The organism is Blastococcus saxobsidens (genome assembly GCF_002938435.1).
Taxonomy (GTDB): Bacteria; Actinomycetota; Actinomycetes; order Mycobacteriales; family Geodermatophilaceae; genus Blastococcus; species Blastococcus saxobsidens.
The window spans coordinates 160,458-179,827 of the sequence record NZ_POQT01000005.1 but is presented as its reverse complement, the minus strand read 5'-3'; the positions used below and the strand labels follow the sequence as shown (position 1 = coordinate 179,827).

Here is a 19,370-nt window from a genome sequence, read left to right as displayed (position 1 = left end):
ACGGGGAGTCGTCGTAGCCTGAGGACCAGGTCGTCCGGGCGCCGTCGGGGAAGCGGCGCCCGGACGGCCTTTCTCGTGGCGGGGCGATCAGGAGACTCTCGTGGCGGGGCGATCAAGAGACCTGATCATCGAAGAGGTCAGAGCGGGATGTTGCCGTGCGCCCCGCGCCCGTGCGGCGCCTCGGCCAGCGCCTGGATCAGCCGCCGACGGGTCTGGGCGGGCTCCACGACCTCGTCCACGACCCCGATCTGCAGCGCCCGGTTCACGCCACCGGCGATCCGCTCGTGCTCCTCGGCCAGCTGGGCGTGCAGCGCCTCGCGCTCCCCGGGAGGCGCCGCGGCGAGCTTCTTGCGGTGCAGAATGCCCACCGCCGCCTTCGCGCCCATGACGGCGACCTCCGCCCCCGGCCAGGCGAACACCTTGGTGGCACCCAGGGAGCGGGCGTTCATGGCGATGTAGGCGCCGCCGTAGGACTTGCGGGTCACCAGCGTCACGCGGGGGACCACCGCCTCGGCGAACGCGTGCAGCAGCTTCGCACCGCGGCGGACGACGCCGTCCCACTCCTGGCCCACGCCGGGCAGGTAGCCGGGCACGTCCACGAGCACGACCAGCGGGATGCCGAACGCGTCGCACATCCGGACGAACCGGGCCGCCTTCTCGGCCGACGCGGAGTCCAGGCAGCCGCCGAGCCGCAGCGGGTTGTTGGCGATCACGCCGACCGTCCGTCCGGCGAGCCGGCCGAGCGTGGTGACGACGTTCGGCGCGAACCGCGGGTGCAGCTCCAGGCCGGGCTCGTCGAGCACCGAGGACACCAGCGGCTTCACGTCGTAGGCCCGGTTGGTCTGCTCCGGCAGCAGGGCGCCGAGGTCGACGGCGGGCTCGTCTGCCGCGGGGGCGAAGGTGCCTTGGGCGGCGAGCAGGTCGACGGCGTGCCGGGCGGTCTCCAGCGCGGCCGGCTCCGAGTCGGTGACCACGTGCACCACGCCGCTGCGCCGGCCGTGGGTGTCCGGGCCGCCGAGGCTCTCCATGTCGACGTTCTCGCCGGTGACCGAGCGGACCACCTCCGGCCCGGTGACGAACACCCGGCCGGCCGGGCCCATGATCACCAGGTCGGTGAGCGCCGGGCCGTAGGCCGCGCCACCGGCGGCGGGGCCGAGCACCACGGAGATCTGCGGGATCCGGCCCGAGGAGCGGACCATGGCCGCGAACACCTCGCCGACCGCGTGCAGGGCGGTGACGCCCTCGGCCAGCCGGGCGCCGCCGGAATGCCAGATGCCGACGACCGGGACGCGCTCGCGCAGCGCGGTGTCGATCGCGTCGACGATGTGCCGGCAGCCGTCGATGCCCATCGCACCGCCCATCACCGTGGCGTCGGTGCAGAAGACGATGACCGGGCTCCCGGACACCGTGCCCCGGGCGGCGAGCACGCCGGACGTGTCCCGGCCGGCCAGGAGCTGCATCGAGCCGGGGTCGAGGAAGCGCTGCATGCGGTCCTCGGGGTCCCGCGGGTCCGGGGCGGTCAGGGTCGGTGCGGCCGGGGCGGTCGTCACGGCGTCTCCTCAGGTGGTGGCGGGCCGGGGGCGTCGGGTGGTGCTCAGGCGGTGGTGAACACCAGCGCGATGTTGTGCCCGCCGAAGCCGAAGGAGTCGTTCACGGCCGCGCGCAGGGTGGCGCGCCGCGGTTCCTGCCGGACGATGTCCAGCGCCTGCACGTTGGCGTCGTCGTCGGGGTCGTCGAGGTTCGCGGTGGCCGGCACGATCTGCTCGCGCAGGGCGAGGATCGCGAACACCGACTCCAGGGCGCCGGCGGCGCCGAGCAGGTGGCCGGTCTGGCTCTTGGTGGCGCTCACCAGCGCGTGGTCGCCCAGCGCGGAGCGGATCGCCGCTGCCTCCGCGGTGTCGCCGACCGGCGTCGAGGTGGCGTGCGCGTTGACGTGCCCGACGTCGGAGGGGGAGAGGTCGGCGTCGCGCAGGGCCGCGGTGATCGCCCGGCCGGCACCCTCGCCCTCGGGGTGCGGGGCGACCAGGTCGTAGCCGTCGGCGGTGGCGCCGGCACCGGCCAGCCGGGCGTGCACGCGGGCGCCGCGGGCGGCGGCCGAGTCGGCCCGCTCCAGGACCAGCGCTGCAGCACCCTCGCCGAGCACGAAGCCGTCGCGGCCCTTGTCGAAGGGGCGGGAGGCGCGCTCGGGCTCGTCGTTGCGGGTGGACATCGCCCGCATCGCCGCGAAGCCGGCCATGGGCAGCGGGTGCACGCAGGCCTCCGCGCCGCCGACGAGGACGACGTCGGCACGGTCGAGGCGCAGCAGGTCCAGGCCCCAGCGGATCGCCTCGGCGCCGGAGGCGCAGGCGCTCACCGGGGCGTGCACGCCACCCTTGGCGCCGATGGCCAGGCCGACGGCGGCCGCCGGCCCGTTGGGCATGAGCATCGGGATGGTGAAGGGGGAGACGCGCTTGGGGCCCTTGGCCTCCAGCACGTCGTCCTGCCCGAGCAGGGTGAGCGCGCCACCGATGCCGGTGCCGAAGACGACGGCGATGCGCTCGGGCGCCACCCCGGCGTCGGCGGCGCCGGACTCGGCCCAGGCCTGCTCGGCGGCGATCACGGCCACCTGCTGGCTGCGGTCCAGCCGGCGGGCGCGCACGCGGTCGATCTGCTCGGCCGGGTCGGCCGCGAGGCGGGCGACCAGCTGGGCCGGGAACTCCTGCACCCACTCGTCGGTGATCCGGCTGACGCCGGAGCGGCCCGCGAGGAGCGCCTCCCAGGTGCTGGCCACGTCGCCGCCGAGCGGCGTGGTGGCACCGAGGCCGGTGACGACGACGTCGGAGGTGGACGGGCTCATGGGAACTCCTCGTACGGGGACGACGGCCGGGTCGCGGCCGGATCGGTGGGCGGTCGGGTCCCGCCGGCGGTCGGCCGGCGGGACCCGCAGGGCGTCAGCCCTGGTTCTTCTCGATGAAGCTGATCGCGTCGCCGACGGTCTTGATGTTGGCGAGCTGGTCGTCCGGGATGGCGACGCCGAACTTGTCCTCGACGGCGGTGGCGATCTCGACCATCGACAGCGAGTCGACGTCCAGGTCGTCGGTGAAGGACTTCTCCGGGGTGGCGTCTGCGGGGGTCACCCCGGCGACCTCCTCCAGGATCTCGGCCAGACCGGACTGGATCTCCTGGGTGCTGCTCACGCGACGGGTCCTCTCTCTCGGATGGGGCGGGCGGTGCCCGCCGTCGTCCGGGACACGGTGTCCCGGCAATCTGGGGTGGGGCCGTCGGGGGCCGGGCCGCCCGCGGGGATCCGGGCGCTCACGGCAGGACGACGACCTGGCCGGCGAAGGTCAGGCCGGCCCCGTAGCCGAGCAGCAGGGCGACGTCGCCGCTCTTGGCCTCGCCGCTCTCGAGCAGGGCCGACAGGGCCAGGGGTACCGACGCCGAGGAGGTGTTGCCCGAGCGGACGACGTCGCGGGCGATGACCGTGCGCTCGGGCAGCCTCAGCCGCTTGGCCATGAGCTCGATGATCCGCAGGTTCGCCTGGTGCGGCGCGAACACGTCGATGTCGTCGGGGCCGACGCCGGCCCGGTGCATCGCCTCGACCAGCGTGTCGGTGAGCTTGGTCGTCGCCCAGCGGTACACCGCCTGGCCGGCCATGCTCATGCCGGTCTCGTTCTCGGGGATCGCGATCGCCTCGTGCAGGTCGCCGTCGCTGCCCCACACCGCCGGGCCGATGGCCGGCTCGTCGGAGGCGCTGACCACGGCGGCACCGGCGCCGTCGGCGAAGATGACTGCCGTCGCCCGGTCCTCGAGGTTGGTGTAGTCGGTGAGCCGCTCGCCGCCGATGACCAGGGCGTTGCGCGCCGTGCCGCTGCGGATGGCGTCCGCGGCAGCGCTCAGCGCGTAGCACCAGCCTGCGCAGCCGGCGTTGACGTCGAAGGCGCCGGGGCGCGGCACCCCCAGCTGGTGGGCGATCCGCGGTGCGAGCCCGGGGATGGCCTTCGGCGGGCTGGTGGTCGCGAGCAGCACCAGGTCGATGTCCCGGGCGTCGAGGCCGCTGGCCGCCAGTGCCTTGCCGCCGGCCGCGACCGACATCTCCACGAGCGTCTCGTCGGGCTCGGCCCAGCGTCGCTCGGCGATGCCGACCCGGGTCTGGATCCACTCGTCGTTGGTGTCCATCCGCTGGGCCAGGTCGTCGTTGGTCACCCGGCGGCGGGGGCGGTAGCTCCCGAAGCCGAGGATCCGGGCGCCGGGGGCACCTGCGGGCAGCTGAATTCGGGTCACGGGGACACCTCCGGGTAGAGCCGGGCGATCGGGTCACCGGCGTCGACGAGGTCCCCGTCGTGGACCAGCCACTCGGCCAGCACGCCGTCGTAACCGGCGGACACGTTGACCTCCTCGCGGCGGCCCCGGATGCAGCCCAGCGGCGTGCCGGCGGGCAGGTGCGTGCCCTCGGCGATCTCCGCGGGGCTGACCGTGCCCCGCGCGGGAGCGACCACCATCCGCCAGTCGGGGAAGTGCTCGGCCTCGGCGCGGCCGCGCTCGGCGGCGATGAGCTCGCGGGCGCGGTCGAGGTCGGCGGGGCCGCTGATCGCCAGGATCTCGATCCCGGCGCCCTTCCACTCCCGCTTGGCCAGGCCGGCGAGCGCGCCCGCCGGGGGCAGCTCGATCACGGCGGTGACGCCGAGCTGGCGCATCGTGGCCAGGCACGAGTCGAAGCGCACGGGGCTCGTGACCTGGCTGACCAGGCGGGCCAGCGCCTGAGGGCCGGAGTCCACGGCGGCGCCGTCGGCGTTGGACAGCAGCAGGCGGCTCGGGTCGGCCGGCCGCAGCCCGCCGACCAGGCCCTCGAGCTCCTCGCGGGCCGGGGCCATGTAGGACGTGTGGAAGGCGCCGGCAACCGGCAGCGGCATCACGCGCGCCTTGGCCGGCGGCTCGGTCTTCAGGGCCTCCAGGCCTTCGACCGGGCCGGCGGCGACGATCTGCCCGGCGCCGTTCATGTTGGCCGGCGACAGGCCGTGCCGCTCGATCGCGGCGAGCACCTCGTCGGGGTCGCCGCCGAGGACGGCGGACATGCCGGTCGGCGTCTGTGCGCAGGCGGCGGCCATGGCCCGGCCGCGGACGGCGGTGAGGGCGATGGCCGCCTCGACCGAGAGCACCCCCGCCAGCGCGGCGGCCGTGAGCTCGCCGACGCTGTGCCCGGTGATGACGACGTCGCGACCGGCGTGCGGCGTGTGCGCCACCGGACCGGGCAGCCCGCCCAGCTCGCGGGCGACGAAGAGGCTCATGGCCACCACGAGCGGCTGGGTGACGGCGGTGTCCTTGATGGCCTCGGCGTCGCCGGTCGTGCCGAGCGAGAGCAGGTCGGCACCGGCGATCGCCCCGGCCCAGCGGAAGAACGGCTCCGCGCCGGGGAGGTCGAGCCAGTCGGTCAGCATCCCGGGCTTCTGGGCACCCTGACCCGGGGCGAGGACGGCGAGCACCTCCTCACCGTGCCAGTGATCGTCCCCCGGCGCGGTGGGTTGCGGTACGAAAGGCTCGCGGTGATCTTTGTAGGAACCCTCCAAGACATGCACCGTTCCGGGCCTGCGGACGGCCCGGAACTGGTGGGATCCGCACGGCTGCCCAGCCGATCAATGCCAGAGGGAGCGGTCCTCGTCCAGTGCGGCGAGGGCGAGCGCGACCTGCAGCGTCCAGCTGCCCCGGGGGTCGGTGGCCGACAGCCCGGTGAGCTCGGCGGCCCGCTTGAGCCGGTACCGGACGGTGTTGGGGTGCACGAAGATCGCCCGGGCGCTGGCCTCCAGGTTGCCGCCGCTGGCGAGCACCGCGCGCACCGTCTCCAGCACCCCGCCGCCGGCGGCACGCAGCGGTGCGGAGACCCGCTCCTGCAGGGCCGCGCGGGCCAGCGGGTCGCCGTCCAGTGCCCGCTCGGCGAGCAGGGCGTCGGCGGAGACCGGGCGGGGCGCCTCGGGCCAGGCCCGCGCGGCGCGCAGGCCGGCGAGCGCCGTCGCGGCCGACACGGCCGCTCGGCCCAGGCCGTCGACCACGGGGCCGGTGACCACCGGCCCGTCGCCGAACTCGTCGCTGATCCGTTCGGCGGCGGACTCCAGCTCGTGCACGCTGCCGAGGACGACGACCAGCTGCTCGGCGTGCACGCCCACGAGCACGTCGCAGCGCAGCGCGCGGGCCGCCCGGCGCACCGCGGCGTGCGGGTCGTCCACACCCTTGGGTGCCGCGCCCACCACGACCACCGCGGGGGTGGTGGCGGCCCACCCGAGCGCCGCCGCCCGCCCGGAGAGCTCGTCGGACCGCTCGCCCCGCACCAGCGCGTCGACCGCCAGCGCCTCCAGCCGGGCGTCCCAGGCCCCACGGTTCTCCGCGAAGCTGGCGTAGACGTGCGCGGTGGCGAAGGCGACCTCGCGGCTGAACTGGAGCACCGCCAGGCGCAGCGAATCCTCGTCGCCGGGCTCGGCGACGGAGGCGACGTGCTCCTCCATCACCTCGACGGTGACCTTGACCAGGTCCACGGTCTGCTTGAGGGCCACGGCCCGGACCAGCTCGCGCGGAGCGGCGCCGAACACCTCGCCGGTCAGCCGGGGCGGCCGCCCGGGGCTGCGGCACCACTCGACCAGCGAGGCGATGCCGGCCTGGGCCACGAGGGTCACCCAGGAGCGCTGGTCGGCGGGCATGGCCCGGAACCACGACAGCTCCTCGTCCATCCGGGCGACGGCCTGGGTGGCCAACGACCCGGACGCCCGCTCCAGCCGCCGGAGGGTGGCCTCCGACGGTGGGCGGCTGCTCACCCGGCTCACCCGGTCAGCGTGTCACGACATGCCGTGCCGGGGCACAGTGGACCGGTGGGCGTCACCCGGGCGCGTGCCCCGGTGGCGGTGCGGCCGACCGCGATCGCGGTCGCCGCGGCCGCGGTCGTGGCCCTGCTGGGCGCCAGGGTGCGGACCGGGTTCGGGTCGCAGCTTCGGCTGGACGCGGCCGTGAGCCAGCCGCTCCACGCCGGCGACGGTCGCGCCGTCGCCCTCGACCGGTTGCTGGAGGCGGTCACCGCCCTCGGCCTCTCCGCCGTCCGGCTGCTCCTCCTGCTCCCGGTGGCCGCCTGGCTGCTCGGCCGCCGTCAGTGGCGGACGTCGGCGTCGCTACGAGTCCCTCAGCTATCCCAGCGGTCGCTCGTCGAGCATCGCCGCGCTGGTGACCGCCGGCCTGGTGCTCGGGTGGCCGTGGCTGTCGGCGGCGGCCCGTCGGGCGTGGGTCGCCGCCGGGTCGTGCTCGTGCTCGTCGCGGGCCTGACCCGCATGTGGCTGGGCGTGCACTACCTGTCCGACGTGCTCGGCGGCTGGGCGTTGGGGCTCGCATGGTGTCTGCTGGTGGCCGTGCTCCTCGACGACCTGCCCGGCGGCCGCGCCGCCCTCCCGCCGCGATGAGCGGCCTCGATTCGCGGGTCGTGCTCGCCCCGGACGACGGCTCCCTCGGACCCCTGCTGCGCATCGCCGACGACCGGCTGCGGCCGGGCGCCGGGTACGGGCGGCACGAGCACCGGGCGGTCGACGTCGTCGCCGTGGTGCTGGCCGGGGGCCTGACCCACCGCTGGGGCGAGGACGTGACGGTGGCCGCCGGGGACGTCGCCGTCCTGCGGGCCGGCCGGGGGCTCGCCCACGACGAGGTGGCCGGCGACGACGGAGCCCGGGTGCTGCAGTGCTACCTCCGCAGCGCCGACCCCGCCGCTCCCGTGACGCACGTCGTGCACCGCGCCGGTGCTGGATGGCTGGACCTGGGCCGCGCCGACGCCCGGCTGTGGCTGGGCCGCGCGCGACCGGGAACCGTGCTGGAGACGCCGCCCGGCCTGCTGCTCGTGGCCGACCCGGCGGGGACGGCTGTGCAGGCAGCCGGCCCGGTGCGGGTCGAGGAGCCGTCCGCCGTGGTGGTGTGGCAGGTCGACGCCGGCCGACCCGCCTGGGCGGACTGAGGCACGTCGCCCGGACGTGTGACAGTGGAGAGCATGCCGACCAGCCCCTCCGACCTGCTCAACGCCGCCTACTCCGACGCCGACCGCACCATCGAGCTGCGCCGGCAGCTGCACCGGCACCCGGAGATCGGCCTGCACCTGCCCCGCACGCAGGCTGCGGTGCTGGAGGCGTTCGAGGAGCTGCCGATCGAGGTGACCACCGGGTCGACGACCAGCTCGGTGGTGGGGGTGCTGCGCGGCGCGCGGCCGGGGCCGACCTACCTGCTGCGCGGCGACATGGACGCCCTGCCGGTGCACGAGGACAGCGGTCTGCCGTTCGCCTCCGAGGTGCCCGGCGCGATGCACGCCTGCGGGCACGACACGCACGTGGCGATGCTGGTCGGCGCCGCCCGCCTGCTGGCACGGCGGCGCGAGGAGCTGGCCGGGCAGGTCGTGTTCATGGTGCAGCCGGGGGAGGAGGGCTTCCACGGCGCCCGCTACATGCTCGACGAGGGGCTGCTCGACGTCGTCCCCGAGGCGCCGGTGAGCGGTGCGTTCGCCCTGCACATCTCCTCGACCATGACCAGCGGGACGATCAACCTGCGCCCCGGCCCCATGATGGCCGCGGCCGACCAGTGGCGGATGACGCTGCGCGGCCGGGGTGGGCACGCCTCGGAGCCGCACGCCGCCGCCGACCCGATCCCGGTGGCGGCGGAGATCGTGCTGGCGCTGCAGGCGATGGTCACCCGCCGGGTGGACGTCTTCGACCCCGCGGTGGTCACCGTGGCGCACATCGAGGCGGGGTCGACCAACAACGTCATCCCCGACACCGCGCTGCTCGAGGGCACGATCCGGACCCTCTCGGCCGAGCGCCGGGCCGACGTCGTCGCCTCGGTGCAGCGGGTCGCCACCCACGTCGCCGCGGCCCACGAGATGGAACTGCACTGGGAGCACTTCGAGGGCTACCCGGTCACCCGGAACGACCCCGGCGCGGCGGCACAGGTGCTGGAGACGGCGGCCGCACTCCTGGGCCGGCAGGCCAGCGTGCTCATGCCGGCCCCGCTCATGGGCGCCGAGGACTTCTCATACGTGCTGCAGGAGGTGCCCGGGGTCATGGCGTTCCTGGGGGCGTGCCCGCCGGGGCTGGACCCCGCGGCGGCGCCGGCCAACCACTCGAACCTCGTCGTCTTCGACGAGGAGCCGCTGCCGGCCGGCGTCGCCCTGTACGCGCAGATGGCGCTGCAGGCTCTGGGGGGCTGAGCCCTCGGTCAGCGGGGGTCGAGCCGGTCCGGGGGACGTCCAGCCGCGCCGTGACGCGGCTGGACGTCGGTCGACGCGGCTGGACCCGCCTCCCGGAGCGGAGGCGGGTCCGGCCGGTCAGGTGGCCGGGCTGGGGTCCGAGCGCTCCTCCGCGGGCGCGGCCTGCACGTCGCGCACCTGGTACTTCTCCACCGCCTCGCGGACGACGGAACGCTCGACCTCACCCTGGTCGGCCAGCGAGGCGAGCACCCGCACCACGATCGACTCGGCGTCGACGTGGAAGTGCCGGCGCAGCGCCGGGCGGGTGTCGGAGAGGCCGAACCCGTCGGTGCCCAGCGTCGACATCCCACCGGGGACGTAGGGCGCGATCAGGTCCGGGACGGAGCGCATCCAGTCCGACACGGCGACGACCGGCCCCGGGGCGTCCTGCAGCTTCGCGGTCACGAACGGGACCTGCGGCTCCTCCTCGGGGTGCAGCAGGTTGTGCTCGGCGACTTCGTCGGCCTGCCGGCGCAGCTCGCCCCACGACGTCACCGACCATACGTCGGCCGAGACGTTCCAGTCGTTCGCCAGCAGCTCCTGGGCGCGCAACGCCCACGGCACGGCGACGCCGGAGGCGAGGACCTGCGCCTTGAGGCCCTCGCCCTGGCCGGGCGCGTACCGGTACATGCCGGCCAGCAGGTCGGCGACCTCGAGGCCCTCGGGCTCGGCCGGCTGGGTGAAGGGCTCGTTGTAGACCGTCAGGTAGTACATGACGTCCGGCGAGCGGTGGCCACCCAGCGGGGCGCCGGGGTCGTCGCCGTACATGCGCACCAGCGCGTCCCGGGTGATGTGGGCGACCTCGTAGGAGAAGGCCGGGTCGTAGGACACCACGGCCGGGTTGGTGTGGGCGAGCAGCAGCGAGTGCCCGTCCTCGTGCTGCAGCCCCTCGCCGTTGAGCGTCGTCCGCCCGGCGGTGGCACCGAGGATGAAGCCGCGGGTCATCTGGTCGGCCGCGGCCCAGAAGCCGTCGCCGGTCCGCTGGAACCCGAACATCGAGTAGAAGATGTAGATCGGGATCATCGGCTCGCCGTGCGTGGCGTAGGAGCTGCCGACGGCGGTGAACGACGCCGTGGAGCCGGCCTCGTTGATGCCCTCGTGCAGGATCACGCCCTGCTCCGACTCCTTGTAGGCCAGCATCAGCTCGCGGTCCACCGAGGTGTAGCGCTGGCCCGCCGGGTTGTAGATCTTGTGGCTCGAGAAGAGCGAATCGAGGCCGAACGTGCGGGCCTCGTCCGGGATGATCGGCACGAACCGCGGGCCGAGCTCCTTGTCCTTGAGCAGCTCCTTCAGCAGGCGGACGAACGCCATCGTCGTCGCCACCTCCTGCTTGCCCGACCCACGGCGGAGGACCTCGAGGGCCTTGTCGTCGGGCGCCTTGAGTGCCTTGGCCTCCGACCGGCGCCGCGGTACGGCCCCGCCCAGCTGCCGGCGCCGGTCGAGCATGTACTTCATCTCGTCGGAGTCCGGGTCGGGCTTGTAGTAGGGCGGGAGGGTCTTGTCCAGCTCCGAGTCGGGGATGTCCAGGTAGAGCCGGTCGCGGAACCCGGCGAGGTCCTCGGCGGTCAGCTTCTTCATCTGGTGGGTGGAGTTGCGGCCCTCGAAGTGGCTGCCCAGCGTCCAACCCTTGATGGTCTTGGCGAGGATGACCGTGGGCTGGCCCTTGTGGTCCATGGCGGCCTGGTAGGCGGCGTAGACCTTCCGGTAGTCGTGACCGCCGCGGGCGAGGTCCCACACCTCCTTGTCGCTCATGTGCTCCACGAGCTTGCGGGTGCGGGGGTCGCGACCGAAGAAGTGCTCGCGGACGAAGGCGCCGTCCTCGGCCTTGTAGGTCTGGTAGTCGCCGTCGGGCGTGGAGTTCATGAGGTGGACCAGCGCGCCGTCGCGGTCGGCGGCCAGCAGCTTGTCCCAGCCGCGGCCCCAGATCACCTTGATGACGTTCCAGCCGGCGCCGCGGAAGAACGACTCCAGCTCCTGGATGACCTTGCCGTTGCCGCGCACCGGGCCGTCGAGGCGCTGCAGGTTGCAGTTGACGACGAAGGTGAGGTTGTCGAGCTCCTCGCGGGCGGCCAGGCCGATGGCGCCCAGCGACTCGGGCTCGTCCATCTCGCCGTCCCCGAGGAACGCCCAGACGTGCTGGTCGGAGGTGTCCTTGATCCCGCGGCCGTGCAGGTAGCGGTTGAACCGCGCCTGGTAGATGGCGTTGAGCGGGCCGAGGCCCATCGAGACGGTCGGGAACTCCCAGAAGTCCGGCATCAGCCGCGGGTGCGGGTAGGAGGACAGGCCGCCGCCGGGGTGGCTGACCTCCTGCCGGAAGCCGTCGAGCTGCTGCTCGGTGAGCCGGCCCTCGAGGAACGCCCGCGCGTAGATGCCGGGGGAGGCGTGCCCCTGGAACCAGATCTGGTCGCCGCCGCCGGGGTGGTCCTTGCCCCGGAAGAAGTGGTTGAAGCCCACCTCGTAGAGCGACGCCGACGACGCGTAGGAGGAGATGTGGCCACCGACGCCGATCCCGGGGCGCTGGGCCCGGTGGACCATGATCGCGGCGTTCCAGCGGATGTAGGCCCGGATGCGGCGCTCGATGTGCTCGTCGCCCGGGAAGTACGGCTCCCGCTCCGGCGGGATGGTGTTGATGTAGTCGGTGCCGCGGAGCGACGGGACCCCGACCTGCTGCTCGCGGCTGCGCTCGAGCATCCGCAGCATCAGGTACCGGGCGCGGTTGCGGCCCGCGTGGTCGATGACGGCGTCGAGGGACTCGACCCACTCCTGGGTCTCGTCGGGGTCGGTGTCGATCAGCTGGCTCGGCAACCCGCTGGTGATGACCGGGCGGGGCTGGCCTGCGTCGCGGGCGGGGTCGCCGTCCGTCTGCTGCGGTGCGCTCATGGGTACATCGTCCCCTGTCGGGGCAGTCGCCGTCACGTCCCCGTGCCGTTGTGCGGAAGAGGCGTGTCGCTCCGGACGGGTCCGCCGCAGGCGCGGCCCGTGCGCGCAGGCTTGCGCCGTGCCCGTCATGCCCTACGCTTCCGCCTGCGGTGCCTCTCCTGACGGCGCCGCCCCGGATGCCCGGCCCCGACGGCCGGACGGCGGGCGCATCGGCGCAGCGAGAGGGGTGACATGACCGGGGTGCGGGTGGTCCTCGCGCTGGTCGTGTCCTCGGGCGGTTCGCATCGGCCCGGCTCGCGCTCCCTTCCCGTCGTCGACACGGTTCTCCCGTGACGCGTCCCCGCGCGGTCACCGCCCCGACAGGGCACCATCGGTGACCACACCGGATCATCAGCAGGAGCACGCATGGAGGAACAGCAGGGATGAGCGTCGACAGCGCCGGCATGGCGGCCCGGCTGGGCATCAAGCCGGGCATGGTCGTGCAGGAGCTCGGCTGGAGCGAGGACGCCGACGAGGACCTGCGCGACTCCATCATCGAGGCCTCCGGCAGCGAGATGGTCGACGAGGACACCGACGAGGTGGCCGACGTCGTCATCCTCTGGTGGCGTGAGGACGACGGCGACCTCTTCGACGCCCTCACCGACGCGCTGACCTCGCTGGCCGACGAGGGCGTGGTGTGGCTGCTCGTGCCGAAGTCCGGGCGGCCCGGCCACGTCGAGCCCGGCGACGTCACGGAGGTGGCGCCGACGGCGGGCCTCTCGCAGACCAGCAGCATCTCCGCGGCCAAGGACTGGTCGGGCATCCGGCTGGTCACCCCGAAGGCCGTGCGCAGCCGCCGCTGATTCAAGGACCCCCTCGCCCCCCACGCCTCGCTCCGCTCGGCGCGGGCCCCTGCGAGGGGGCCGTTCCAGCCGGTCACCGCGGTGAGGCACGATCGGGAGCATGAGCCTCTCCGTCGGCGATCGCGCCCCCGAGTTCAGCCTTCCCGACCAGGACAAGCAGGTCGTGTCCCTCACCGACCTGCGGGGCACGCCCGTGCTGCTGGTCTTCTACCCGTTCGCCTTCTCCGGCATCTGCACCGGTGAGCTGTGCCAGCTGCGCGACGAGCTGGCCAACTACACCGACGCCGGCGTCGAGGTCCTCGCCATCAGCACCGACCCGGTGTTCAGCCTCAAGGCCTTCAAGGCCCAGGAGGGCTTCGAGTTCCCGCTGCTGTCGGACTTCTGGCCGCACGGCGAGGTCGCGAAGGCCTACGGCGTCTTCAACGAGAAGGCCGGCATGGCCGTGCGCGGCACCTTCCTGGTCGACGCCGAGGGTGCCGTCGCGTTCGCGGAGGTCAACTCGCCCGGGGACCCGCGCGAGCAGTCCGGCTGGAAGGACGCCGTCGCCGGGCTCGCAGCCTGACTCGGCGGTGACCGGGCCCAGGGCACCTACCCTGGGCCCGCGGGGCGCGTAGCTCAGCGGTAGAGCTCTCGCCTTACAAGCGAGCGGTCGCAGGTTCGAACCCTGTCGCGCCCACCCCCGCACGTCCTGCCTTCGCTTCCAGGGGCACCGCCCGGCGCATCGGTAGTCCGGCTCCTCGCGGCCGGGACGTCCGCGCGGTGGTCAGGCGGCGGAGGCGGCGATGTCGACCGGCCCCGCCGGTGCCGGGGTGGCGGGCCTCGGGAAGGCCGGGCGGAGGAAGGCCGGCGCCTTGAACGGCTGCCAGGTGCCCTCCGGCTGCGCCAGTCGGTCGGCGACCGCCCAGATGGCCGCCGGGTGGTGGCCGATGCCCAGGTGGCTGGCCGTCACGGCGATGTTCTCGCACCGCTCACCGGGCACGTCGAGGCACGTCTGCCAGTGCACGATGCCGTCGAAGTGCGAGTAGATGGAGGTGGCGGGCACGGGGAGTGGGCACCCCTCGGACTCCAGCGGGAAGGGGCGCTGCTCCACGTGGAGGTGGGCGAAGCGGTCGAAGACCTTGGTGGCGCGGCTCTGGCTGTGCCGCTCGATCCGGAAAGGGCTGCCGAGGGTGATCACCTGGCGCACCGCATCGGGGCTGCGCCGGGCCAGGTCACGGGCGAAGATCCCGCCGAGGCTCCAGCCGATGACGGTGACCGGCCGGCGGTACCGGCCCTGCAGGTACTCGAGCTTGTCCTGGAGCCCGTTGACGCACACGGCGGTCGGGCCGATGTTGCGGCCCAGGCCCCAGCCGTGGACGCGGTAGCCGAGCCGCCGGAGCACCGCACGCAGGGCCCGGGTGGAGTTGTCGTCGGCCAGCAGTCCGGGGAGCACGAGCACGGGGTGCCCGTCGCCCTTGGGCAGGCGGGTCTCCAGCGGCCGTGCGGCCAGGTAGAGGCCCAGCTCGGCGACCGCCCGCCCTGGCTCGGTGAGGTAGAGCGGGAGTGCGGGGCCGTCACCCTGCCGTCGTGCCACGTCGTCCTCCTGGCTGCCGTTCGTTCGTGGAATGGCAGTACCAAGATGGGGCCTGGCTCACACTTGCGGTAGGCAACCACGCAGGCAGATGTTGCTGAATTGTGGCCTGCGTCATATTGGACGTGGGCGTTCCGCTCTGCGGCGGGCCCCCCACCGACTGCGGCGCCTGGCAGGACGTGCCACCGTACGGGTTCAGACGCCGAAGGGGAGCGCGAATGGGCGAGGGCGCAATGCCGGGCGAGAGCCGGACGGTCGACCTCGGCGGTCCCGTCCACTACGTCGACTTCGGCGGTCGGGCGGACGGCCCCGTCATGGTCCTGGTGCACGGGCTCGGTGGCTCGCACCTGAACTGGGACCTGTTCGCGCCGCTGGTCCGGGAGCACGCCCGCGTGTTCGCCGTCGATCTGCCCGGGTTCGGTCGCAGCGAGCCCGGCGGCCGGACGGCCAGCGTCTCGGCGAACGTGGCCGTGCTGCACCGCTTCCTGACCGAGGTGGTGGGGGAGCCCGCCGTGCTGGTGGGCAACTCGATGGGCGGCATGATCTCCGTCCTGGAGACCGGCGAGCAGCCCGACGCCGTCACCGGGCTGGTGCTCCTGGACCCGGCGGTGCCCGGTCCGCGGCGGGCGCTGGACCCCCTCGTCGCGGTCACCTTCGCGCTCTACGCGCTGCCGTTCGTCGGCGAGCGGTTCCTGTGGTGGCGGCGCCAGCGCCAGTCGGCACTGGTCCGGGTGCGCGAGATGCTCACGCTGTGCGGCGTGGACCCCGACCAGGTGCCCTCGAGGGTCATCGACCGGTCGGTCACGCTGATCGAGGAGCGCCAGGACGTCGCCGGCATGGACCGCGCGTTCCTCGCCGCGGCCCGTTCGCTGCTGAAGCTCCTGGCCGACCCGCGCCGCTACCGCTCGGCGATGGCTTCGATCGGCGTGCCCGTGCTGCTGGTCCACGGGGACCGCGACCGGCTGGTGCCGGTGGCGGCCGCACGGGACATCGCCCGCCGGCACCCGGCCTGGCGCTACCTGGAGATGGCCGGCGTGGGGCACGTGCCGCAGCTGCAGGAGCCCGACCGCCTCGCCGGCGAGGTCCGCGACTGGATGCGGCAGACGGCACTGACCAGTTCGACGCCCTGAGCCGACGACGGCGCCGGGACCCGGCAGCGGGCGCCGGCGCCGTCGTGCGTCTCAGCGGTCCTCGCGCAGGGTGTCGCGCAGCGCCTCCAGCCCGGTGTAGCGGGGCTCCCAGCCGAGCTCTTCGCGGGCCCGGGTGGTGTCCATGATCACCGGTCGGCCGGCCGCCTCGATCCACTCGGCGACGGGCGGCAGGAACGGCAGCCGGGAGACCGCGCGGGCGGCCGCCTGCGCCGGAGCCGCCGGCAGCGGGATCGGGATGGCGCCGAACTCGCGGGCCACGTCCGCCGCCGTCAGCACGCCGTCGCCGGCGATGTTGTAGGCGCCGGCCGGCCCCGCCCCGACCACGCACAGCAGCAGCGCCTGTCCGACGTCGTCCTGGTGGATGAACTGCAGCGGGTGCGACGGCACCAGCAGCGGGACGGGGACCGGCAACCGCCGCGGCCGGCCGAGAAGCCGGCGCCCCAGCGGGGCCAGCGGGCCGGGCAGGACGTCCTTCGCGCCGATCGCGTGGGGGCCGAGCACCACCGGGGGGCGCAGCAGGTACAGGTCCAGTTCCGGAGCGGAGGCGGATTCGCCCTGCAGCAGGTGCTCGAGCTCGGCCTTCTCCTGCGCGTAGAACAGCCGGGCCGCGGGGCGGACGGGCCACTCCTCGCTGATCCGCTCCGGGTTGTCCCGGTGGAAGCCGTAGGCCGCCACCGAGGAGGCGTGGACGAAGCGCCTCGCGCCCACGGCCGCCGCCGCCCGGAAGACGTTGAGCGTCCCGTCGACGTTGATCGCCCGGGTGGTCTCCCGCGAGGCGTTGCCGGTGATCAGGAACGCGAGGTGCACGACGACGTCGGCGCCGTCGAACGCCTCGCGCAGCGCGTCCGGGTCGCGCACGTCGCCCTGGCGGTACTCCATCTTCGTCCAGCCGCGCTCGGCCGGGTCGAACGGGCGCCGGGCGATGCCGATGACCCGGTCGATCCGGTCGTCGTCCTGGAGGAGGGGCACGAGGCCGGCGCCGAAGGTGCCGGTCGGCCCGGTGACCGCCACCGTCAGGCCCTTCGTGCGCGCAGACCTCGCGCGCCCGCCGGACCGCTGCTTGCCCGGGGTCACCGGGCGGCTGCCTTCTTCTTCCGTGCGGGGACCGCGCCGGCCGGCTGCTCCACGTCGGCCGTCCCCTTCTCGGCGCGGGCGTGCTCCAGCAGCTCCTCGATGCCCCGACGGATGCCGCCGGAGAGCACGTCGACGTCGGGGAAGGCGTCGAAGTCGGCGTTGATCCCGAAGGTCATCGTGCTGAGGTAGCTGAAGATGCCGATCGAGCAGCGCGTGCCGCCGGCGATGGGCACGTACGCGTGGGCGGTGCACATCCGCCGGCCCAGCACGTACAGCGGCACCCGCGGGCCGGGCACGTTCGTGGTCACGGCCTGGCACCACATCTGGCCGGCCTGCACCGCCGCCCGGACGCCCAGCGACAGCAGGGACGGCGCCACGAAGTCGCCCATCGAGATGATCGAGGGGACGTCGACGGCCTGCATCGCCTTCTTGTACTCGTCCATCTGGCCGCGCACGGTCTGCAGCCGGGACACCGGGTCCGGGTCGCCCACCGGGAGGTCGACGAACACGGCGGAGACCCTGTTGTCCAACGTGCCCTTCTGGTTCTCCGACCGCACCGAGACCGGCACCATCGACCGCACCACGAGCTTCTCCGAGGAGAGCTCGCCGCGCGCCTTGAGCAGGTCGCGGAAGCCTCCGGTGATCGCGGTCAGGACGACGTCGTTGACGGTGCCGCCCAGCGCGGTCCGGACCTCTTTGAACTCGTCGAAGTTGCCGGCCGTCCACGCCCAGCGGCGGTGCGGGCCGATCGGCCCGTTGAGCGACCGGGCGGTCGGGGTGACGGCCTGCTTGGCCAGGGAGGGCAGTGTCTGGGCGAGGGTCCGCCCCGAGCCGGCCATGCTCTTGGCGCTGCGTACGGCGCTGCCGACGGTGGGCAGGCTGGTGAGCGTGCGCAGCGGCTGGGTGACCGCCTCGGTGACCGCGCCGGCCACCAGCGCGACGCCCGACGGGTCGCGGCGGGGCGTCCAGTCCCGCGGCTCGTCGTGGGTGGCGTCGGGGGAGAGGTCGAACATCAGCTGCATGAGGTCGGTGCCGGCGACGCCGTCGACCATGCAGTGGTGGACCTTGGAGATGATCGCCCAGCGACCCTCCGCCAGGCCCTCCACCAGCCACAGCTCCCACAGCGGCTTGGCCGTGTCCAGGCGCTGGCCGAGCACCCGCCCCGCCAGGTTGCGCAACTGCTCGTCGCTCCCCGGGGAGGGGACGGCGGTGTGCCGCACGTGGTACAGGATCTGGAAGTGCGGGTCGTCCACCCACATCGGGCGGCCCAGCTGCAGCGGCACCTGGCGCACGCGCTGCCGGTAGCGGGGCACCAGCGGCAGCTTGCTCAGCAGCAGCCGGACGACGTCGCCGTAGGTGGGGGCGGGCCCCTCGAACACGGCGACCGAGCCCACGTGCATGGGCGTGTTCTCGCTCTCCGCGAAGTAGAACCCGCTGTCGAGGGCGCTCATGCGGTCCACGTCTCGCTCCTAGCCGCCCGAACTCGTCTCGGTCGGGCCGTCGCACGGTCTCGGTTGGCCGCCGAAGTTAGGTGTGTCGCGGAGTACGCGCAACCCGGCCGTGTGGCGGCGGACACACCCTGCATGCCCGGCTGACCAGTCGATCAACCGGCCCGTCGCAGTCCCGCCTCCACCCGGTCGAGCAGCTCCAGCAGCGCCCGGTCCACCACGTCGTTCCGCGTCAGGTTGACGCTGTGCCCGGCACCCTCGACGACCACGAGCTCCGCGCCGGGCCCGATCTCGGCGGCCAGGCGCCGGCCGTGCGCCACCGGGGTGAGCCGGTCGTGCGTGGCGGCGACGACGGTGACCGGGATCCGGCCCAGCACCGGCAGCGAGGAGTGCTCCTCGTGGTCCAGGAAGGTGGCGTAGAAGGCGGCGGTGACGGGGAACGGCGTCTCCTCGAGCAGGTTCTGGACCAGTCGCACGCTCGTCGGGTCGGCGTCGGCCCTGGTGCCGAACAGCAGCCGGCGGGTGAACCAGCGGCCGAAGACGCTGCCGCGCCGCCGGAACCGCTCCAGCAGCGGGGCGATCAGCTGCAGGCCCCAGAGGTAGACCGGCAGCAGCCGCAGCCACCGGACCACCGTGACCGCCCGCCCGAGGATGCCGGTCTCCACCAGGCCCCCGGCGGAGGTGGCGAGCAGGAAGGCGCCGACCACCCGGGGGCCGAACAGCTCCGGTCGCCGGCGGGCCAGGGCCATGATGCTCATGCCACCCATCGAGTGGCCGGCCAGGACGACCGGCCCGGACGGCACGACGGCGTCGAGCACCTGGGCCAGGTCGCGGCCGGTCCGGTCGATGGTCGCATCGGGCAGGGGAGTAGCCGCCGACCGGCCGTGGCCGCGCTGGTCCCAGAACACCAGCCGGGCGCGGTCGCGGACCGCGATCCGCTGCAGCTCCCACTCCGCCAGGCGGGCGGTGAACCCGTGGCAGAAGACGACCGTCAGCGGAGCGGCCGTGTCACCGCCCGCCCCACCGCCCCCGGTCGGTCCGTCGAACTCCACGTGCAGGTCGACGCCGTCGTCGGTCCTGACGACGCGCGACCCCGGTGGGGGTGGCCCGTCGAGCGGGGGCAGGGTCAGCAGCGGCGGATCGCTCGGCACCGCGCCATCCCAGGGCCCC

The 19,370-nt window shown here is 74.1% G+C and carries 17 protein-coding genes and 1 tRNA gene; 7 read left to right on the top strand and 11 right to left on the bottom strand.

Annotated elements, in window-relative coordinates:
* Positions 1-137 precede the first annotated feature (137 nt).
* The 6 genes from C5507_RS05080 to C5507_RS05055 form a co-directional block, all read right to left on the bottom strand.
* Positions 138-1,550 (bottom strand): acyl-CoA carboxylase subunit beta, encoded by a 1,413-nt coding sequence (locus C5507_RS05080; protein WP_104527429.1) that lies wholly within the window; start codon positions 1,548-1,550, stop codon positions 138-140.
* Between the two features lie 44 nt (positions 1,551-1,594).
* Positions 1,595-2,836: a beta-ketoacyl-[acyl-carrier-protein] synthase family protein gene (locus C5507_RS05075; RefSeq protein WP_104527428.1), complete on the bottom strand. Its 1,242-nt coding sequence runs from the start codon at positions 2,834-2,836 to the stop codon at positions 1,595-1,597.
* A 94-nt stretch (positions 2,837-2,930) separates the two neighbouring features.
* The gene (locus C5507_RS05070) at positions 2,931-3,176 is read right to left on the bottom strand and encodes an acyl carrier protein (RefSeq protein WP_104527427.1); all 246 of its coding nucleotides are present in this window, start codon (positions 3,174-3,176) and stop codon (positions 2,931-2,933) included.
* A gap of 118 nt (positions 3,177-3,294) precedes the next feature.
* Positions 3,295-4,263: a beta-ketoacyl-ACP synthase III gene (locus C5507_RS05065; RefSeq protein WP_104527426.1), complete on the bottom strand. Its 969-nt coding sequence runs from the start codon at positions 4,261-4,263 to the stop codon at positions 3,295-3,297.
* Entirely contained in the window at positions 4,260-5,462 is a 1,203-nt protein-coding gene (locus C5507_RS05060; RefSeq protein ID WP_104527425.1) for an acyltransferase domain-containing protein, read from the bottom strand. The genes C5507_RS05065 and C5507_RS05060 overlap by 4 nt, the downstream gene beginning before the upstream one ends.
* A gap of 150 nt (positions 5,463-5,612) precedes the next feature.
* Entirely contained in the window at positions 5,613-6,791 is a 1,179-nt protein-coding gene (locus C5507_RS05055) for a PucR family transcriptional regulator (RefSeq protein ID WP_104527424.1), read from the bottom strand.
* Positions 6,792-6,836: 45 nt separating this feature from the next.
* Here C5507_RS05055 and C5507_RS22785 point away from each other — a divergent pair, with 45 nt between their 5' ends.
* Genes C5507_RS22785 through C5507_RS05035 form a run of 3 tightly spaced genes read left to right on the top strand, consistent with a single transcriptional unit; the run spans position 6,837 to position 9,196 of the window.
* Complete coding sequence (locus C5507_RS22785; RefSeq protein ID WP_207225668.1) at positions 6,837-7,415, top strand: phosphatase PAP2 family protein; 579 nt, start codon at positions 6,837-6,839, stop codon at positions 7,413-7,415.
* Positions 7,412-7,957: a pirin family protein gene (locus C5507_RS05040; RefSeq protein WP_104527422.1), complete on the top strand. Its 546-nt coding sequence runs from the start codon at positions 7,412-7,414 to the stop codon at positions 7,955-7,957. Before C5507_RS22785 ends, C5507_RS05040 begins: the two co-directional genes overlap by 4 nt.
* Positions 7,958-7,990: 33 nt before the next feature.
* Positions 7,991-9,196, top strand: coding sequence for a M20 metallopeptidase family protein (locus tag C5507_RS05035; RefSeq protein ID WP_104527457.1), 1,206 nt, complete (start codon positions 7,991-7,993; stop codon positions 9,194-9,196).
* Between the two features lie 117 nt (positions 9,197-9,313).
* Here C5507_RS05035 and aceE read toward each other — a convergent pair whose 3' ends face one another.
* Positions 9,314-12,115: a pyruvate dehydrogenase (acetyl-transferring), homodimeric type gene (gene aceE / locus C5507_RS05030; protein WP_104527421.1), complete on the bottom strand. Its 2,802-nt coding sequence runs from the start codon at positions 12,113-12,115 to the stop codon at positions 9,314-9,316.
* Positions 12,116-12,537: 422 nt separating this feature from the next.
* Here aceE and C5507_RS05025 point away from each other — a divergent pair, with 422 nt between their 5' ends.
* The 3 genes from C5507_RS05025 (at position 12,538) to C5507_RS05015 (ending at position 13,633) form a co-directional block, all read left to right on the top strand.
* Entirely contained in the window at positions 12,538-12,957 is a 420-nt protein-coding gene (locus C5507_RS05025) for a DUF3052 domain-containing protein (protein WP_104527420.1), read from the top strand.
* A 100-nt stretch (positions 12,958-13,057) separates the two neighbouring features.
* Entirely contained in the window at positions 13,058-13,519 is a 462-nt protein-coding gene (locus tag C5507_RS05020) for a peroxiredoxin (RefSeq protein ID WP_104527419.1), read from the top strand.
* Positions 13,520-13,561: 42 nt separating this feature from the next.
* Positions 13,562-13,633, top strand: a tRNA-Val gene (locus tag C5507_RS05015).
* Between the two features lie 87 nt (positions 13,634-13,720).
* Here C5507_RS05015 and C5507_RS05010 read toward each other — a convergent pair.
* On the bottom strand, positions 13,721-14,530 hold the full coding sequence (locus tag C5507_RS05010) for an esterase/lipase family protein (RefSeq protein ID WP_104527418.1): 810 nt from the start codon (positions 14,528-14,530) through the stop codon (positions 13,721-13,723).
* Between the two features lie 215 nt (positions 14,531-14,745).
* On the opposite strand from C5507_RS05010, the gene C5507_RS05005 reads away from it, so the two are divergent.
* Entirely contained in the window at positions 14,746-15,657 is a 912-nt protein-coding gene (locus C5507_RS05005) for an alpha/beta fold hydrolase (protein ID WP_104527417.1), read from the top strand.
* Positions 15,658-15,708: 51 nt separating this feature from the next.
* Here the strand turns inward: C5507_RS05005 and C5507_RS05000 are convergent, their stop codons facing one another.
* The 3 genes from C5507_RS05000 to C5507_RS04990 form a co-directional block, all read right to left on the bottom strand.
* Complete coding sequence (locus C5507_RS05000) at positions 15,709-16,752, bottom strand: NAD-dependent epimerase/dehydratase family protein (protein WP_104527416.1); 1,044 nt, start codon at positions 16,750-16,752, stop codon at positions 15,709-15,711.
* A complete protein-coding gene (locus C5507_RS04995; RefSeq protein WP_242611359.1) occupies positions 16,749-18,203 on the bottom strand; it encodes a WS/DGAT/MGAT family O-acyltransferase in 1,455 nt (484 codons plus the stop codon). The genes C5507_RS05000 and C5507_RS04995 overlap by 4 nt, the downstream gene beginning before the upstream one ends.
* Before the next feature lie 152 nt (positions 18,204-18,355).
* Positions 18,356-19,351 carry an alpha/beta fold hydrolase gene (locus C5507_RS04990; protein ID WP_242610969.1) on the bottom strand — a complete coding sequence of 332 codons (996 nt, stop codon included), beginning with the start codon at positions 19,349-19,351 and terminating at the stop codon, positions 18,356-18,358.
* Positions 19,352-19,370: the final 19 nt, after the last annotated feature.

What these genes read in the sequence shown, in the direction of transcription:
- C5507_RS05040 (WP_104527422.1), top strand. Translation starts at nt 7,412, where the DNA reads ATGAGCGGCCTCGATTCGCGGGTCGTGCTCGCCCCGGACGACGGCTCC.
- C5507_RS05020 (WP_104527419.1), top strand. Translation starts at nt 13,058, where the DNA reads ATGAGCCTCTCCGTCGGCGATCGCGCCCCCGAGTTCAGCCTTCCCGAC.
- C5507_RS05025 (WP_104527420.1), top strand. Translation starts at nt 12,538, where the DNA reads ATGAGCGTCGACAGCGCCGGCATGGCGGCCCGGCTGGGCATCAAGCCG.
- C5507_RS05005 (WP_104527417.1), top strand. Translation starts at nt 14,746, where the DNA reads ATGGGCGAGGGCGCAATGCCGGGCGAGAGCCGGACGGTCGACCTCGGC.
- C5507_RS05075 (WP_104527428.1), bottom strand. Translation starts at nt 2,836, where the DNA reads ATGAGCCCGTCCACCTCCGACGTCGTCGTCACCGGCCTCGGTGCCACC.
- C5507_RS04995 (WP_242611359.1), bottom strand. Translation starts at nt 18,203, where the DNA reads ATGAGCGCCCTCGACAGCGGGTTCTACTTCGCGGAGAGCGAGAACACG.
- aceE (WP_104527421.1), bottom strand. Translation starts at nt 12,115, where the DNA reads ATGAGCGCACCGCAGCAGACGGACGGCGACCCCGCCCGCGACGCAGGC.
- C5507_RS05035 (WP_104527457.1), top strand. Translation starts at nt 7,991, where the DNA reads ATGCCGACCAGCCCCTCCGACCTGCTCAACGCCGCCTACTCCGACGCC.